The organism is Rhizobium sp. WW22, from assembly GCF_047041135.1.
Taxonomy (GTDB): domain Bacteria; phylum Pseudomonadota; class Alphaproteobacteria; order Rhizobiales; family Rhizobiaceae; genus Rhizobium.
In genome coordinates, this window is the sequence record NZ_CP178198.1 from 2,317,987 (window position 1) to 2,334,675 (window position 16,689).

Below are 16,689 nucleotides of genomic sequence, written 5' to 3' on the forward strand. Positions count from 1 at the left end.
GATGAACGATCGGGACATGACGATGAAGGGGCATTTGAAGCCCTTCAAGGATTACAAGCCTGAGCACTTCCTCTGGGATGTCAGTGAAGATGGCCGCGTCGCCACCATCCGCCTCAATCGCCCGGAACGTAAGAATCCGCTGACCTTCGACAGCTATGCCGAGCTGCGCGATCTCTTCCGCGATCTCACCTATGCATCGGATATCCGCGCCATCGTATTGACCGGCGCCGGCGGCAATTTCTCCTCCGGCGGCGACGTCTTCGAGATCATCGAGCCGCTGACGCGCATGGCAATGCCCGAGCTTCTTGCGTTTACGCGCATGACCGGAGATCTCGTCAAGGCGATGCGCAAATGCCCGCAACCGATCATCACGGCGGTTGACGGCATCTGCGCCGGCGCTGGCGCCATCCTTGCCATGGCCTCCGATCTGAGGCTCGCAACGCCCGAAGCCAAGACGGCCTTCCTCTTCACCCGTGTCGGCCTTGCCGGTGCGGACATGGGTGCTTGCGGCATCTTGCCCCGCATCATCGGCCAGGGCCGTGCCGCCGAGCTTCTTCTTACCGGCCGCTCGATGACGGCAGCGGAAGGACAGGCCTGGGGCTTCTATAACGGACTGCACGCGAGCGCCGACCTCGAGAGCGAAGCGGTTAAGCTCGCCCGTTCGCTTGCCGACGGGCCCTGGTTCGCTCATGGCATGACCAAGACCATGCTGAACCAGGAATGGGCGATGGGCATCGACGAAATGATCGAATCCGAAGCGCAGGCGCAGGCGATCTGCATGGCGACGCAGGATTTCCGCCGCGCCTTCGAAGCCTTCGCGGCCAAGCGCCGGCCGGAATTCCAGGGGTATTGAGGCCATGTCCACGGCAAGCAGCCTCCCCGGCCCGACCCGCGACCATCTGGATTGGCCTTTCTTCGAGGAGCGCCATTACCGGTTTGCCGCCGAGGTCGATGCCTTCGCAAAGTCCAGCGTCATGGCTTCCATCGATCACGCCGATGTCGATGGCGCATGCCGCAAGTTGGTCAAGGCGCTGGGCGCAGCCGGGCTCCTGACTGCCGCAACCGGTTCGTCCGATAGCGAACCGCTGATCGATTCCCGCATGGTCTGCCTCGCCCGCGAAACGCTGGCCTGGCATGACGGCCTTGCCGATTTCGCCTTTGCCATGCAGGGGCTCGGCACCGGCGCCATCGGCCTCTCTGGCTCGCCCGAATTGCGGGCCGCCGTGTTGCCCAAGGTGCGCTCGGGTGACTGGCTCGCCGCCTTCGCGCTATCGGAAAAGGGCGCCGGCTCCGATGTGGCCGCCATGAGCTGCGCTGCCCGTTCCGATGGTGACCACTATGTTCTCGACGGCGAGAAGACCTGGATTTCCAATGGCGGCATAGCCGACGTCTACACCGTCTTCGCGCGCACCGGCGAAGCGCCTGGAACACGCGGCATCTCGGCCTTCATCGTCTTTGCCGACGATCCCGGCTTCTCGATTGCCGAACGCATCGAGGTGATCGCGCCGCATCCGCTGGCGTCGATCCGTTTCGACAATTGCCGCATTCCTGCTTCGCGCCGCCTCGGCGCACCGGGCGAAGGCTTCAAGATCGCCATGCGCACGCTCGATATTTTCCGCGCCTCGGTGGCGGCTGCCGGCCTCGGCTTTGCCCGCCGCGCGCTCGATGAATCGCTTGCCCACGCGCGGTCGCGCCCGATGTTCGGTGCCACTCTTGCCGACCTTCAGTTGACGCAGGCCGCCCTCGGCGATATGGCGACCGGCATCGACGCTGCGGCATTGCTCACCTATCGGGCGGCTTGGCGCCGCGACGTGCAGCGGTTGCCGACGACGCGCGAGGCGGCCATGGCGAAGATGACGGCGACGGAAACCGCGCAGAGCGTCATCGACCGCGCCGTTCAGCTCTTTGGCGGGCGCGGCGTGAAATCGGGCGAGATAACGGAAAAACTCTATCGGGAGATCCGCGCGCTTCGCATCTATGAAGGTGCGACGGAAGTTCAGAAACTCATCGTCGCGCGCGAACTTTTGAAGGCATAGAGCAATTCCAGGAAAAGTGTGAAACGGTTTTCCGTCCGGAATTGCGTAGAACAAACAAATTGAGCGGTTCAGTCGCTCTGTAAAACTGAACCGCTCCAATGGGAGATAAGCACATGAGCCGCGAGATTTTCGACTGGGCCGACCCGTTCCGGCTGACGGAGCAGCTGAGCGACGACGAACGCATGGTGTTGGATACCGCGCATTCCTACGCGCAGGAAAAGCTCGCGCCCCGCGTGCTGGAAGCCTTCCGCCACGAAAAAACCGATCCGGCGATCTTCCGCGAAATGGGTGAGCTCGGCCTGCTCGGCTCGACAATCTCGCCGGAATATGGCGGCGCTGGCCTGAGCTACGTTGCCTATGGTCTCATCGCCCGCGAAGTCGAGCGTGTCGATAGCGGCTATCGCTCGATGATGAGTGTTCAGTCTTCCTTGGTCATGGTGCCGATCGAAACCTTCGGGTCGGAAGCGCAGAAGCAGAAATATCTGCCGAAGCTTGCAACCGGCGAATGGATCGGCTGCTTTGGCCTCACCGAACCGAACCACGGCTCCGATCCCGGCTCGATGGTCACACGTGCAAAGAAGGTCGATGGCGGCTACAGCCTCACCGGCGCCAAGACCTGGATTTCGAACGCGCCGATCGCCGATGTCTTCGTCGTCTGGGCCAAGACCGAGGATGGCCTCATCCGCGGCTTCATCCTCGAAAAGGGCTGGAAGGGCCTGTCGGCGCCGGCCATCCACGGCAAGGTTGGCCTGCGCGCGTCCATAACGGGCGAAGTGGTCATGGAGAATGTTTTCGTGCCGGAAGAAAACCTGCTGCCGAACGTTTCCGGCTTGAAGGGTCCGTTTACCTGCCTCAACTCCGCTCGCTTCGGCATTGCCTGGGGTGCGCTCGGTGCTGCCGAGGATTGCTATGCCAAGGCGCGGCAATATGTGCTCGACCGCAAGCAGTTCGGCCGTCCGCTTGCCGCCAACCAGCTGATCCAGAAGAAGCTTGCCGACATGGTGACCGAGATCACGCTCGGCCTGCAGGGCTGCCTGCGCCTCGGCCGCATGAAGGAAGAAGGCCATCCGCCGGTCGAACTCACCTCCATCCTCAAGCGCAATAGCTGCGGCAAGGCGCTTGATATCGCCCGCGCCGCCCGCGACATGCTCGGCGGCAACGGTATCTCGGACGAATTCGGCATCGCCCGCCATCTCGTCAACCTCGAAGTGGTCAACACCTATGAGGGCACGCACGACATCCACGCCCTCATCCTCGGCCGCGCCATCACCGGCATCGCCGCCTTTTCGAACTGAGGCCGGCCGTGGCATTTAGAACCACCAGACCCCTGCGCTTCGGAGATTGCGATCCCTCCGGGATCGCCTATTTCCCCTCGTACCTGAACATCCTCGTCGGGGTGCTGGAGGACTATTTCGCCTCGATCGGCTTTTCCTGGCGAAAGCTGATCGACGACCGCCGCATCGGTGTTCCCACCGTGCGCCTCGATCTGACCTTCATCAAGCCGGGCCTGCAGGGTGACGATCTCGAATTCGTCCTTGCCGTCCATGGTGTCGGCCGCTCCTCGCTCGATCTCGAACATCAGGTCTCGGCGAACGGCCATGTGCTGTGGACGGCCAGGCACCGCGTCGTCGCCACCTCGCTCGATACGCATAGATCCATTGAATGGCCGGATGATCTCCGCGCCGCACTGACCTCTCATCTGGAGACGACCGATGCACACCATCCTGCAACCTGAGGGCTGGGCCAAGCCGATCGGCTATGCCAATGGCATGGCGGCGACGGGCCGCATGGTGTTCGTCGGCGGCCAGGTCGGCTGGAATGCCGCCTGCGAATTCGAAAGCGACGATTTCGTCGAGCAGGTGCGCCAGACGCTGAAGAATGTCGTCGCCATCCTTGCCGAGGGTGGCGCCGAGCCGAAGCACATCACATCGATGACCTGGTATTTCACCGACAAGCAGGAATATCTCGGCAATCTGAAGGGTCTCGGCCAGGCTTACCGCGAAATCATCGGCCGGCACTTCCCGGCCATGGCCGCCGTGCAGGTCGTCGCCCTCGTCGAAGATCGTGCGAAAATCGAGATCCAGGCAACGGCCGTCATCCCGGAATAGTAGAGGCGATTAAGATTATGTCGGCATTGCGCTTTTCGGACACCATCTCGGCTGCGCTAGCCGACGGGATCCTCGTCGTCACCATCGACAATGCACCGGTCAACGCATTATCAGCTGATGTCCGGGCCGGCCTGATGGCCGCTTTGGATCGTGCCGAGAAAGATGACACAGTCGCCGGCGTCGTACTGACCGGAGCGGGCGCCAGCTTCATCGGCGGCGCCGACATCAAGGAATTCGGCAAACCGCCGGTCGAGCCGCATCTACCTGATGTCATCTCCCGCATCGAATCCTCTCCGAAACCCGTTGTCGCCGCGATCAACGGTGTTGCGCTGGGCGGCGGGTTGGAAGTGGCGCTCGCCTGCCATCGTCGCCTTGCCGCCCTGACCGCGAAGCTCGGCCTTCCCGAAGTTAAACTCGGCATCGTACCCGGCGCCGGCGGCACGCAGCGCCTGCCGCGTCTGACAGGCATCGCCGCCGCCATCGATATGATCGCCAATGGCCGTGTGGTCTCCGCCGCAGAAGCGTTGAAGCTCGGCATCATCGATGGCGTGACCAAGGGCGAACTGATCGCCGAAGCTATCGCCGACGCCAAGATGACCAACGCCGCATCGTTGCGCCGCACGGGATCGCTGACGGTTCCTCCGGAAGCTACAGATGTGATCGACAAGGCGGCATCGGACGCATTGCGCAAGGCGCGCGGCCAGCGTGCACCGGCCGAAGCCATCCGCCTCGTGCGCCTGGCGGCGACCGTCTCTTTATCAGAAGGACTGGCCGAGGAGCGCCGCACATTTATTGCCCTCCGCGACAGCGAAGAGGCCGCAGCCCTGCGGCATGTCTTCTTCGCCGAGCGAGCCGCCGGCAAAGTCGAGGGGCTGGAGACCGTCGCTCCGCGCAAGATCGAGACCATCGGCATCGTCGGCACTGGCCTGATGGGATCGGGCATTGCCGTCTCCGCCCTCAATGGCGGCTACCGGGTCATCGGCGTCGAGCAGAGTACAGAGGTCGCGGAAAAGGGACGCGAGCGCATCACCGGCCTCCTCGACAAGGCCGTGCAGTCCGGCCGCCTCGATGCTGCGGGGCGAGAAGATCGCTTGGGCCGGCTGACCGTCACCGCCGACATGCAGCAGCTGGTGCAGGCCGATCTCGTCATCGAAGCTGTCTTCGACGATCTCACAGTCAAGACCGAGCTGTTCCAGCGCCTCGATACGATCGTTCGCGCCGACGCGATTCTTGCCACCAACACGAGCTATCTCGACCCCGACGTGATCGCCGCCGCAACGCAACGGCCAGAGCGCGTTGTCGGCCTACACTTCTTCTCGCCCGCCAATATCATGCGGCTCCTGGAGGTGGTGAATTGCAAGCAGACGGCGCCGGATGTGCTGGTGACAGCCATTGCCCTGGCAAAACGGCTCGGCAAGTTGCCTGTGGTGTCGGGCGTCACCGAAGGCTTCATCGGCAACCGCATCTTTTCCGCCTATCGCCGCGAAGCGGAATACATGGTCGAGGATGGCGCTTCGCCGCAGGAAATCGACGCAGCCCTGGAGGCCTACGGCTTTCCGATGGGGCCTTTTGCCGTGTTCGACATGGCGGGTTTGGAAATCGCCTGGGCACGCCGCAAGCGGCAGGCCGCGACACGCGATCCCTCAGAGCGCTACGTCGTCATCGCCGACCGGCTCTGCGAAGCGGGACGCTTCGGCCAGAAGACGGGCCGCGGCTGGTATGCCTACCGCGATGGCAAACGGACTGTTGATCCCGAGGTAACGGCCATGATCGAAGCCGCGCGCACCGAAAAAGCCATTGTGCCGAAGAGCTTCACCCCAGAAGAGATCGTCAGCCGCCTGCTGAAAGCCATGGTTGACGAAGGCGAGGCGTTGCTTTTGGAAGGCGTTGCCGCGCGCGCCAGCGATATCGATCTCGTCATGATCAATGGCTATGGCTTTCCGGCCAGCAAGGGCGGCCCGATGTTTGCGGCCGGCCGTCGCTGAAAGCAGTCACCGCAGACGGGTCAGGCCGCCGAAGAGAGCAGTGTGAACAATTCCTGCGGCCGGTTGACGCCACGCAGCGCATAGCGGCCGACGGAAACGAGATCGTTGCTCTGCTGGCCTGACAGCGCCTCGACGAAATTCGACGACATCAGGACATTGCGGTCGGCCGACCGGCACATCGAGGCGATGCGGCTGACCTCGTTGACGGCCGGCCCGATCACCGTGAAATCCAGCCGGTCCATGCTGCCGATATTCCCGTAGAAGACATCGCCGATATGCAGGCCGAGATAGACGTCCGTCACCGGCCGGCCCTCGATCTGCCGCTGCGAGTTGAGGTCGCGCAGCCGCTGGCGCAGCAGCGATTCCGCCATCAGGGCGGCAGCGCAGGCATCGGCGGAATTACGAGCCTTGAAGATCGCCAGCGTGCCATCGCCGATCAGCTTCAGCACGTTGCCGCCCGCCTCATGGATCGAGGAGATGACCGCGTCAGCATAGGCATTCAGCATCGGGATGATTTCATCCGGCTCGGCCGTATCGGAAATGCGCGTGTAGTTGGCGAGATCGGAAAACCAGAGTGCCGCCGAAATCCGCTCGGTCTTGCCGCGGGTAATCTTGCCCTCAAGCACATGCCGGGCGGCATCCTCGCCGAGATAGACTTCGGCAATGGTGCGGGCGATGCGGCTCATGCCGGTACATTTGATCGCCAAAGCCAGCGCGGGCGTCAGCTTGCGCAGCACGCGCAAATCTTCCTCCGGAAAGCCGACCTCATGCGCGGTGGCAAAGTTGGAATAGAAGCAATCCATCTCGCCTATCGTGCCGCCCTCTTCGAAACGGTGGATCATGGCGATATAGTCGGTGTGACCGTCGGCCAGTAGCGTATCGAGCCCGTAGAAATCGGTCGGGTCGCCGAAGCCGATGCGCCGGCGTACCTCGTCTCCGCCCGTGGTCAGCATATGATAGAAGGCGGAACGCTGCCAGTTTTCGGAGGCGATCCCCTGTTGCGTCGGGCCATATTCGAACTCGCGCTCGATGATCTGATTGCCGTCCCAGCGGAAGGCGCGCCCTTCATAGACCGGATGCAGCGTATCCATCAGCGCCATGGCCCGATCGATGTTGAGACCATGCTGACGGCACTGCTCGCAGAAGCCGGAGAGGATATCGACTTCCGTCATTCCCTTAAGGCCGGCCTGCATGAGCCAGCTGGCAATTTCGCCAATGTCCTTCGCGTCCATGGATATCTCCCGACCCTCTGAAGGATTCGCTTTAGTACGAAACTCTAAGGCTTGGAATGCCGTCCTGCACAAAATAGTTTCGATGCACGTCAGTCATCGCCGCTCCTGTGGCACAGAAGCGGCGATTTGACGCTGGGAGATGGCAATGCGGTCTCAGCCCTTGACGACAGGCCTCAGCAAATCCTCCAAGCCGATACGCCGGAAGAGTTCTGCCCTCACCCGATCGGCAACGCCATTGACGATTTCCGCACCATCTTCCGAGGGGTCTATATGGGTGCGGAACGGGCGTGTGCCAAACGGCATGTCGATCACATCGACGATCGCGGTCGCAACCGAGGCTGCATCTGCGTCGGCCGGCTCCAGCGAGGCGAGCCCCTTCAGTGCCTGATCGGGAACACCTGCATAGGGACCATTGTCGTATTCGGCGGCACGAGCCTTGTCAGCCGGCGAGCCGGAATGGGCAAAATGGTTGGTGCCTTTCGTGAAGGCACCCGGCACGATGATAGCGGTCTCGATGCCCCAGCGTGTCAGCTCCGACGCATGGAAACGGCAAGCGAATCCATGGCCGCCTTGGCTGCGAAATAAGGCGAGAGATAGGGCGGCGTGCCGCCCCGCGTGCTGGATGAGGAAACCCAAACGACCAGCCCCTTTCCTTGCCTGCGCATGTGAGGCAGCACGGCTCGATTGACGCGCTGGGTGCTAAGCACGTTGATGTCGTAGAGTTCGGCGAACTGTTCGGGCGTGAAGGCTTCTGCCGGGCCGAACGACATGTGGCCCGCATTGTGGATGATGGTATCGATACGGCCTTGCTCGGCGATGACGGCGGCAATACCGGCTTCGACAGAAGCATCCGACGCAACATCGAGTTCGACGGTTCTGAGATCGACGCCGTTCTCCTTGGCGAAAGCCGCCGCTGCCTCGACCTGCGCCGCATTACGCCCCTTGGTTTCGCGGATGCCGGCATAGACCGTATGGCCTGCCTTGGCGAGAGCGCGTGCCGTCAGAGCCCCGAAGCCGCTCGATGCGCCAGTGATTACGATGACTTGCTTGCTCATGATCCTGTTCCTTCAGAGGATTGGCTGTTGTTGACGATGAATTGGAGAGCGGCAGGAATTGCCCTGCCGCCAAGTTGGCTCAGATCATGCCGCCATTGGCGCGTAGCGTCTGGCCGTTGATCCAGCCGCCGTCCGCGCCGACGAGGAAGGAAACGGCGGCGGCGATATCCCGCGGAGTGCCCAAGCGCTCCAGCGGGTTCATCTTGGCCATGCGATCGATGAGCTCGTCGCTCTTGCCGTTCAAAAAGAGATCGGTGGCCGTCGGGCCGGGTGCGACGGCATTGACCGTTATCGAGCGGCCGCGCAGCTCCTTCGCCATGATGCCGGTCAGAAGCTCGACCGCCGCCTTCGTCGCGGCATAGACGCCGTAGGTTTCCAGCTTGAGGCCGACGATGCTGGTCGAGAAATTGACGATACGCCCGCCGTCACGCAGGCGCCTGCTGGCTTCGCGCAGCGTATTGAGCGTGCCCTTGAGGTTGATGGCGATATGGCGGTCGAAATGCGCGTCGTCGGCATCGGCGATCTTGGCAAGCTGCATGATGCCGGCATTGTTGACGAGGACATCGACACCGCCGAAGGCAGTTTCCGCCGCATCGAACATGCGGCGCACAGCCTCAACATCGGAAACATCGGCTTTGGCGGTCAGCGCCTTGCCGCCCTTTTCCTCGATCTTGCGAGCGAGTTCCTCGGCGGCTGCTTCGCTGCCGGAATAGTTGATGACAACAGTGAGGCCGTCTTCGGCCAAACGCTCTGCAATGGCGGCACCGATGCCGCGCGATGCGCCGGTGACGATTGCTACCTTTTTGGAATTGCTGCTCATTTTCCTCATCCTTCGTTGCTTTGCGCCGTAGCGCGTTTCGATGGGGAGAAGATGCCTCTTTTCATGAGGCGGATAATCGACCATTAATCGGCATCACTATCCGAAATTAGCGAACAAATAATATGGACAGATTCGATGCCATGCGTGTGTTTTGCCGGGTCGTGGAACGGCGCAGCTTCACGCTGGCATCCGAAGACACCGGGCTGCCCCGCTCGACGGTGACGGACGCGATCAAGCAGCTCGAGACCCGCCTTGGCGTGCGCCTGCTGCAGCGCACGACGCGGCATGTGAGCCCGACACTCGACGGCGAAGCCTATTACCAGCGCTGCCTGCGCATCCTCTCCGATATCGAGGATGCCGAAGGCGCCTTTGCCGGTGCAAAGCCAAAGGGCGTGCTACGGGTTGATGTGCACGGCACACTGGCGCGCCACTTCGTTCTGCCAAACCTGCCTTCCTTCCTCGAAACCTATCCCGATATCGAACTGCAGATCACCGAGGGTGACCGGTTCGTCGATCTGATCCGCGAAGGCATTGACTGCGTGCTGCGGGTCGGCACGCTGCAGGATAGCGACATGATCGGCCGCCGCGTCGCGATGCTGGAGGAGGTGACGCTTGCAGCGCCCACCTATGTCGAACGTTTCGGCATGCCCGCCCATCCGGAGAAGCTCGACGGGCATCGGATGATCGGCTTCCACTCTTCCGCAACGGGCGGATTGCTGCCGCTGGAATTCCAGATCGATGGCGCCGTGCGCGAAATTACCCTGCCGGCCACAATCTCGGTCAATGCGGCCGAGAGTTACTTCGCGGCGGCCAAGCTCGGTCTCGGCCTGATCCAGGTCCCGCGCTACCACGCAGAGGAAGCCCTGCGATCGGGCGAGCTGCTGCACGTCCTTGAGGACTATCCACCGACTCGAACGCCCGTCTCTATGCTCTATCCGCGCAGCCGCCAGCTTTCGCCGAGGGTCCGCGTCTTCATAGATTGGCTTGTGAAGGTTTTTGCCGGACAGAACGTGGCTGAAAGCCCGGCCGGATGAATATTCCGCGAAAGCAATCAAATAAATGAAATCGGCTCTTTGAATGCGCGGCCGGCACGCCTACGTCGTAGTGCATTACTCTACGGGCAATGCCGTCACTACTTCATGATAGCCCGACGATTTTCGAGAGAGAGCCGATGACCGAACAGAAGCAATTGAAGCTCGGGGCCTTCATGCGTCCCGTCAGCTTGCATACCGGTGCCTGGCGTTATCCCGGCGCCTATCCGGACGCCAACTTCAATTTTCAGCATATCAAGAGCTTCGCGCAGGAACTGGAAAAGGCGAAGTTAGATGCCTTCTTCATGGCCGATCACCTCGCGGTCCTCAACATGCCGATCGAGGCCCTGAAGCGCAGCCAGACCGTCACCTCCTTCGAGCCCTTCACCCTGCTTTCGGCGCTGGCCGCCGTCACCGACCGGATCGGCCTCGTCGCCACGGCGTCGACCACCTTCGACCTGCCCTATCATATCGCCCGTCGCTTCGCCTCGCTCGATCACATCAGTGGCGGCCGTGCGGGCTGGAACATCGTCACCACATCCAATCCCGATGCCGCGCTTAATTTCGGCCTCGAAGAACATATGGAACATGGCGAGCGCTATCATCGCGCCCGCGAATTCTATGATGTCGTCACCGGCCTCTGGGACAGCTTCGCCGACGATGCCTTTCTCCGCGATCCCGAAAGCGGCATCTTCTTCGATCCCGAGCGGATGCATGTCCTCGGGCACAAGGGCGAGGAACTGAGCGTCCGCGGGCCTCTTAACATCGCGCGACCGCCGCAGGGCTGGCCCGTCATCGTCCAAGCCGGGCAATCGGATGCCGGTCGCCAGCTTGCCGCAGAAACGGCCGAGGCGGTCTTCGCCGCGCCGCGCAACCTGGCGGACGGCAAGTCGATCTTCGCCGATATCAAGGGACGGATGAAGGCGATCGGCCGCAATCCGGATCATCTGAAGATCCTGCCCGCCGCCTTCATCGTTGTGGGCGACACGATCGAGGAAGCAAAGGCCAAGCGGGCAAAGCTCGATAGCCTCGTCCATTACGATAGCGCCATCGCATCCCTGTCGATCGCGTTAGGGCATGACGCCTCCAAATTCGATCCCGATGGCCCGCTGCCGGAAATTCCGGAGACCAATGCCAGCAAGAGCGGCCGCGAGCGCGTCATCGCGCTTGCCGAATCGGAGAAGCTGACCGTGCGCCAGCTTGCCCAACGCCTCGGCGGTTATGCCGGCCTCGCCTTTGTCGGCACACCTGAGAGCATCGCTGACGAGATGGAGCAGTGGCTTTACGAGGAAGGCTCCGACGGTTTCAATGTCGTCTTCCCCTTCCTGCCCCAGGGCCTGCTTGACGTGACCACCCGCGTCGTTCCAGAGCTGCAGCGCCGCGGCATCTTCCGCCGCGATTACCAAGGCACGACCTTGCGCGAACACCTCGGCCTGCCGCGCCCGGAAAACCGCTTCTTCGCGAAACCGGCTGCGGCAGCGCAGTAACAGCCCGCGATAAGAGACTGATATGAGCCATATCACGCCGATCGACTATGAGACCGCTTCCGAGGCCGTGCGCACCGAGCATGATCGCGAAGTGCAGCTGCGCGGCCGCATGACGAACATGAAGCGGACATTGCTGCACTCGCCGGTGGCGCATCGCATCTATGCGGAATGGTTTCCTCTACGCGAAGAGCTACGCCCTGAGCTGGACGATCGCGCCGTCTGGCTCCTTTGCCATGCCATCGCACTCGAATGCCGCTCGATCATCCCGGTCGGCTTCTTCCGGCGTGCGATGATCAATGCCGGCCTGACGCCAGAAACGATTGTGCCGACAAACGACGAGGCGCTGCTGATCGAATTCGGCAGGGCGATCGTCAGGGATTCCAACGCGATTCCGGAGGGGATTTGGGATCGATTGAAGGCCCGCTACGACGAGCCGACGCTTGCCAACCTCGTCGCTTTCGCCGGCATTATGATCGCGACGGCGATCTACAACAATGCCGTGAAGGTGGATATCGATCCGGAGCTTGGACCTTATCTTGAGGGGTTTGAGTTTCCGGCGAAGTGACGGTCGTCAGACTCATTATACAGAGTTGATGGGGAAAATGGCCCCTCACCCCAGCCCTCTCCCCGTTCTCACGGGGAGAGGGAGCGACCTCGTGACAACCTCAAACGCTCGCCTGGGGAAAAGGCAATCTTCATACTTCGCGCATATTGGCGATGAGATGGAACGGTGGTGGCGCGGCCATCCCCTTCTCCCCGTCAAGACGGGGAGAAGGTGCCCGACAGGGCGGATGAGGGGCTTGCACCCTACCCCGAAATCGTCGTCTCAAACTGCGGATTGCCGCGGATCGTGTTGCTCACGGTGCAGATTTCATCTTCGGCCGCATGCGCGATCGCATTACGCACCTCATCACTGAAATCGCCCTTGATGGTGAAGGCGATGTTGAATTTCTCGACGCGAGAAAGGCCCTCCGCCGCCTTTTCCCCTGTCACGACAGCAGTCACTTCCGTGAGCTTGTCGAGCACGCCGAGGCTGCTGGCTGCCATGCGGGCGCTCAAGACCAGGCAGGCCGAGAGCGACGAATAGAGCAGGTCGAGCGGATTGAAACCCGGCTGCGATGGCGAAGTGACGATGTCGATTTCGCCCCCCGTCACGGACGTCACATGCGGAAAGCCGGTGCGGCCGACCGTAGCGGTCGCGCCCGTCTGCCTCGTCTTCACTTTCAGTTCGGCCATGTCGAAAATCCTTGAAACAAAAGCGGGAAACCCTTTCCTTCTACATAGGGATTCATCGCGCAGGACACAATTGCAGTCCGTGGCCCTTGCGTCTTCCAGCCAGTTAAGCCACCAAATGGTTACACGCTCTGAGAAGCAATTTCAGGAAAAATGCGTAGTGGTTTTCCGTCCGGAATTGCGTACAAACGCTCTAGAAGACAGGCAGTTCGATATGACCGTTACCGATCCCCGCGCCTTCCTGACCTCGCTGTTCGATGCCGCGGTTCGTGCAGCAGATCCGTTGACCGGCATTCGCACGCATCTGCCGGCCAAACCGAAGGGCCGCACGATCGTTATCGGCGCCGGTAAAGGATCTGCCCAAATGGCGGCCGCGCTGGAGCAATGCTGGGATGGCCCACTGCAAGGCCTTGTCGTGACGCGATACGGTTTTTCCGCCCCCTGCCGCCGGATCGAGATCATCGAAGCCGCCCATCCCGTGCCGGACGAAGCAGGCCTCGTCGCTTCCCGTCGGCTTCTGAAACTTGTCGAGGGCCTGACGGAGGACGATCTGGTGATCGCACTGATATCAGGCGGCGGCTCGGCGCTGCTTCCCTCGCCAGCGGGCGGCCTGGGCCTTGCGGACGAAATCGCGGTCAACAAGGCGCTGCTCGCCTCCGGCGCGCCGATCTCGGCGATGAATGTCATTCGCAAGCATCTGTCGACCATCAAGGGTGGCCGGCTGGCTGCCGCAGCCCATCCCGCCAAGGTCGTCTCGCTCGTCGTCTCGGACATTCCCGGCGACGATCCAGCTCTCGTGGCCTCCGGCCCGACCGTACCCGGCCTCGGCACGCGCGCCGAAGCGCTCGATCTCATCCGCCTCTACCGCATCGAACTGCCGCCGGCCGTTCTCGCCCATATGGAGAAAGTTGAAGCGGATGCGCCCCGCCCGGACGATCCTCGTTTTGCCGGCAATGAAGTGCATGTCATCGCCTCTGCCGGTGTCTCGCTGGAAGCTGCCGCCGAGGTGGCGCGTTCCGCCGGCATCGAAGCGGCCATCCTCTCCGACGCCGTCGAGGGCGAGGCCCGCGAAGCTGCGCATGTCCACGCCGCGATTGCCCGCGAGGTGCTTCATCGCAACCGGCCCTTCGTCAAGCCGATCGTGCTACTGTCAGGCGGCGAAACCACGGTGACCTTGAAAGGCAAAGGCAAGGGCGGGCGAAACTCGGAGTTCCTGTTGTCGCTGGCCATCGATATCGACGGCCATACCGGCATTCATGCCATGGCTGCGGACACGGACGGCATTGACGGCAGCGAGGACAATGCCGGCGCCTTTGCAGATGCGAGCACCGTGGCACGGCTGCGCAAGGCTGGAATGGTTCCGGCTGAGATCCTGGCAAACAACGATGCGTGGACGGCCTTCAACGCGATCGGCGATCTCTTCGTCCCCGGCCCTACGGGAACGAACGTCAACGACTTCCGCGCGATCCTGATCGCGTAACCCCCGGAACGGGTAGCTTAAATAATTGCGGTGCAATCGTCACAGCGCCAATAGGCGGCTGCCGTCGATGCCCATCGAAGAAAACGTCGGCTGCAATGGTCGCATTCGATTTCCACGACATGCGTCCTTTCGCCAACGATGAATGGCCTGGTCTTGATCCTGCGCTCGCTCTTCCATTGCTCGAGCTTCGTCACGGCCATGATTACCCTCCACGCAATACTCGCCTCGACAAGCAACAATCTAAAATAGATTCAACTAATAAAAGAAATATTGCAAGTGCGAAGCGATTTTCCGCGCGGCAGGAGGACCGAAATTATCCATAGTAGTGCATGGAAGACATAGTGCGCCGGCTTCCGGCCGCGATGGGATCGCTCCATTAAAAAATTGTGACAGCGGATATCGCCATTTTCGCGCGCGACGCCATGTCATTCGTTGGCGATTTTCCATCAAGATAACAATGGGAGGCATATTCATCATGCGCCACTTCCGCCAGCGGGCGATTTCGTCGGTAACCCTGGTCACATTTGCTCTCTTTTCCGTCAGCGCCAGAGCTGCCGCGCCGCCGCCGGTCGAGGCGGAGCATGGCATGGTGGTCACGGCTCAACATCTCGCCACCGATGTCGGCGTCGAAGTGCTGAAGAATGGCGGCAATGCCGTCGATGCCGCCGTTGCGGTCGGCTATGCGCTGGCCGTCGTTTACCCCACAGCCGGTAATATCGGCGGCGGCGGCTTCATGACCATCCGCATGCGCGACGGCAAGACGACCTTCCTCGACTTCCGCGAGCGCGCGCCCCTAGCGGCGACTAAAGGCATGTATCTCGACGACAAGGGCAATATCGTCAAAGGCGCCAGCACGGACGGCTATCTCGCCGTCGGCGTTCCGGGCTCAGTCATGGGCTTCGAGACGGCCCGCGAGAAATACGGCACCAAGTCCCGCCAGGATCTGATCGCGCCGGCCATTCGTTATGCCAAGGAAGGCTTCACGCTGAACCAGGCCGATGCTGCCGAACTGAACGGGGGCAAGGCATGGCTTTCGCGCGATCCGGCCACCGCGGCGATCTTCACCAAGGCGGATGGAAAACCCTTCGCGACAGGCGACAAGCTGCTGCAACCGGATCTCGCCAATGCCCTATCCGGCATTTCCGATCAGGGACCGGATGGCTTCTACAAGGGGCCGGTCGCCAACGCCATCGTCAAGGCAAGCCAGGATAAGGGCGGCATTCTCGCAAACCAGGATTTCGAACAATATAAGGTCCGCGAGCTCGAGCCCGTGAAGTGCAATTATCGCGGCTACGAGATCATCTCCTCGCCGCCGCCCTCCTCCGGCGGCGTTATCATCTGCGAGATCCTCAATGTGCTGGAAGGCTATCCGCTCTCCTATACCGGCTACGCCTCGGCCGACACGGTCCACTCCATGGTCGAAGCCATGCGCTACGCCTATGTCGACCGCAATTCGGCGCTCGGCGATCCCGACTTCGTCGACAACCCCGTCAGCAAGCTGCTCGATAAGGCCTATGCCCAGAAGATCCGCGACGGCATCTCGCCCTATAAGGCTGGCGTCTCCAAGGATCTGATGCCCAAGGGCCTCGGCGAAAGCCACGAAACAACGCATTATTCGATCATCGACAATGACGGCAATGCAGTCGCCGTCACCTATACGCTGAACGGCTCCTTCGGTGCCGGCGTCGTTGCACCCGGCACTGGCATCCTCTTGAACAACGAGATGGACGACTTCACCTCCAAGCCCGGCGTGCCCAACCTTTACGGCCTCGTGCAGGGCGAGGCCAATGCCATTCAGCCAAAGAAGACGCCGCTCTCATCCATGAGCCCGACGATCGTCACCAAGGACGGCAAGCCCTTCATGGTGATCGGCAGCCCCGGCGGCTCGCGCATCATCACCATCACGCTGGAAGCGATCATCAACGTCATCGATTTCGGCATGAACATTCAGGAGGCGATCGATGCTCCGCGCATCCATCACCAATGGCTGCCGGATAAGGTCTACATCGAGCCGCGTGCGCTTTCGCCCGATACGATCAAGCTTCTGACCGGCATGGGCTACACGGTTCAGGTGGACAATAGCTGGCCGATGTGGGGCCAGGCAGCCGGCATCCTTGTCGGCGGCAAGAGCCTTAGCGACATCGCCAAGGGCGGTGGTGCCCGCTACAACGGCGCCGTGGACAGCCGCGCCGGCTCCGGATTAGCAGCCGGATACTGATCGC

The 16,689-nt window shown here is 61.8% G+C and carries 15 protein-coding genes and 1 pseudogene; 11 read left to right on the plus strand and 5 right to left on the minus strand.

The features are described 5' to 3' along the window. Position 1: 1 nt before the first annotated feature. From ACK83U_RS11435 to ACK83U_RS11460, 6 genes are all read left to right on the plus strand, one after another. Complete coding sequence (locus ACK83U_RS11435; RefSeq protein WP_412474595.1) at positions 2-853, plus strand: enoyl-CoA hydratase family protein; 852 nt, start codon at positions 2-4, stop codon at positions 851-853. A 4-nt stretch (positions 854-857) separates the two neighbouring features. Continuing rightward, on the plus strand, positions 858-2,036 hold the full coding sequence (locus ACK83U_RS11440) for an acyl-CoA dehydrogenase family protein (RefSeq protein WP_112604360.1): 1,179 nt from the start codon (positions 858-860) through the stop codon (positions 2,034-2,036). Between the two features lie 113 nt (positions 2,037-2,149). After that, a complete protein-coding gene (locus tag ACK83U_RS11445) occupies positions 2,150-3,331 on the plus strand; it encodes an acyl-CoA dehydrogenase (protein ID WP_112604358.1) in 1,182 nt (393 codons plus the stop codon). 8 nt (positions 3,332-3,339) lie between these two features. Further along, positions 3,340-3,771, plus strand: coding sequence for an acyl-CoA thioesterase (locus ACK83U_RS11450; RefSeq protein WP_112604356.1), 432 nt, complete (start codon positions 3,340-3,342; stop codon positions 3,769-3,771). Beyond that, positions 3,749-4,144 (plus strand): RidA family protein, encoded by a 396-nt coding sequence (locus ACK83U_RS11455; protein ID WP_015340927.1) that lies wholly within the window; start codon positions 3,749-3,751, stop codon positions 4,142-4,144. Before ACK83U_RS11450 ends, ACK83U_RS11455 begins: the two co-directional genes overlap by 23 nt. 17 nt (positions 4,145-4,161) lie before the next feature. Further along, positions 4,162-6,129: a 3-hydroxyacyl-CoA dehydrogenase NAD-binding domain-containing protein gene (locus ACK83U_RS11460; protein WP_112604354.1), complete on the plus strand. Its 1,968-nt coding sequence runs from the start codon at positions 4,162-4,164 to the stop codon at positions 6,127-6,129. Between the two features lie 20 nt (positions 6,130-6,149). On the opposite strand, the gene ACK83U_RS11465 is transcribed toward ACK83U_RS11460, so the two are convergent. From ACK83U_RS11465 to ACK83U_RS11475, 3 genes and pseudogenes are all read right to left on the minus strand, one after another. After that, on the minus strand, positions 6,150-7,361 hold the full coding sequence (locus tag ACK83U_RS11465) for an adenylate/guanylate cyclase domain-containing protein (protein WP_112334990.1): 1,212 nt from the start codon (positions 7,359-7,361) through the stop codon (positions 6,150-6,152). Positions 7,362-7,514: 153 nt separating this feature from the next. Further along, a pseudogene (locus ACK83U_RS11470) lies at positions 7,515-8,416 on the minus strand (SDR family oxidoreductase). 79 nt (positions 8,417-8,495) lie between these two features. Continuing rightward, positions 8,496-9,236 (minus strand): SDR family oxidoreductase, encoded by a 741-nt coding sequence (locus tag ACK83U_RS11475; protein ID WP_112605570.1) that lies wholly within the window; start codon positions 9,234-9,236, stop codon positions 8,496-8,498. A 122-nt stretch (positions 9,237-9,358) separates the two neighbouring features. Between ACK83U_RS11475 and ACK83U_RS11480 the strand changes: the two genes are divergently transcribed. The 3 genes from ACK83U_RS11480 (at position 9,359) to ACK83U_RS11490 (ending at position 12,319) form a co-directional block, all read left to right on the plus strand. After that, positions 9,359-10,270 carry a LysR family transcriptional regulator gene (locus ACK83U_RS11480; RefSeq protein WP_112604349.1) on the plus strand — a complete coding sequence of 304 codons (912 nt, stop codon included), beginning with the start codon at positions 9,359-9,361 and terminating at the stop codon, positions 10,268-10,270. A gap of 137 nt (positions 10,271-10,407) precedes the next feature. Further along, the gene (locus tag ACK83U_RS11485) at positions 10,408-11,754 is read left to right on the plus strand and encodes an LLM class flavin-dependent oxidoreductase (RefSeq protein WP_112604347.1); all 1,347 of its coding nucleotides are present in this window, start codon (positions 10,408-10,410) and stop codon (positions 11,752-11,754) included. Positions 11,755-11,776: 22 nt separating this feature from the next. Further along, a complete protein-coding gene (locus tag ACK83U_RS11490; RefSeq protein ID WP_112604345.1) occupies positions 11,777-12,319 on the plus strand; it encodes a hypothetical protein in 543 nt (180 codons plus the stop codon). Positions 12,320-12,561: 242 nt separating this feature from the next. On the opposite strand, the gene ACK83U_RS11495 is transcribed toward ACK83U_RS11490, so the two are convergent. Beyond that, positions 12,562-12,990 (minus strand): OsmC family protein, encoded by a 429-nt coding sequence (locus ACK83U_RS11495; RefSeq protein WP_112604343.1) that lies wholly within the window; start codon positions 12,988-12,990, stop codon positions 12,562-12,564. Between the two features lie 211 nt (positions 12,991-13,201). On the opposite strand from ACK83U_RS11495, the gene ACK83U_RS11500 reads away from it, so the two are divergent. Next, a complete protein-coding gene (locus tag ACK83U_RS11500; RefSeq protein WP_112605567.1) occupies positions 13,202-14,467 on the plus strand; it encodes a glycerate kinase in 1,266 nt (421 codons plus the stop codon). A 17-nt stretch (positions 14,468-14,484) separates the two neighbouring features. On the opposite strand, the gene ACK83U_RS11505 is transcribed toward ACK83U_RS11500, so the two are convergent. Then, a complete protein-coding gene (locus ACK83U_RS11505) occupies positions 14,485-14,667 on the minus strand; it encodes a hypothetical protein (RefSeq protein ID WP_112334997.1) in 183 nt (60 codons plus the stop codon). Between the two features lie 275 nt (positions 14,668-14,942). On the opposite strand from ACK83U_RS11505, the gene ggt reads away from it, so the two are divergent. Further along, positions 14,943-16,685 (plus strand): gamma-glutamyltransferase, encoded by a 1,743-nt coding sequence (gene ggt, locus ACK83U_RS11510; protein ID WP_112605564.1) that lies wholly within the window; start codon positions 14,943-14,945, stop codon positions 16,683-16,685. Positions 16,686-16,689: the final 4 nt, after the last annotated feature.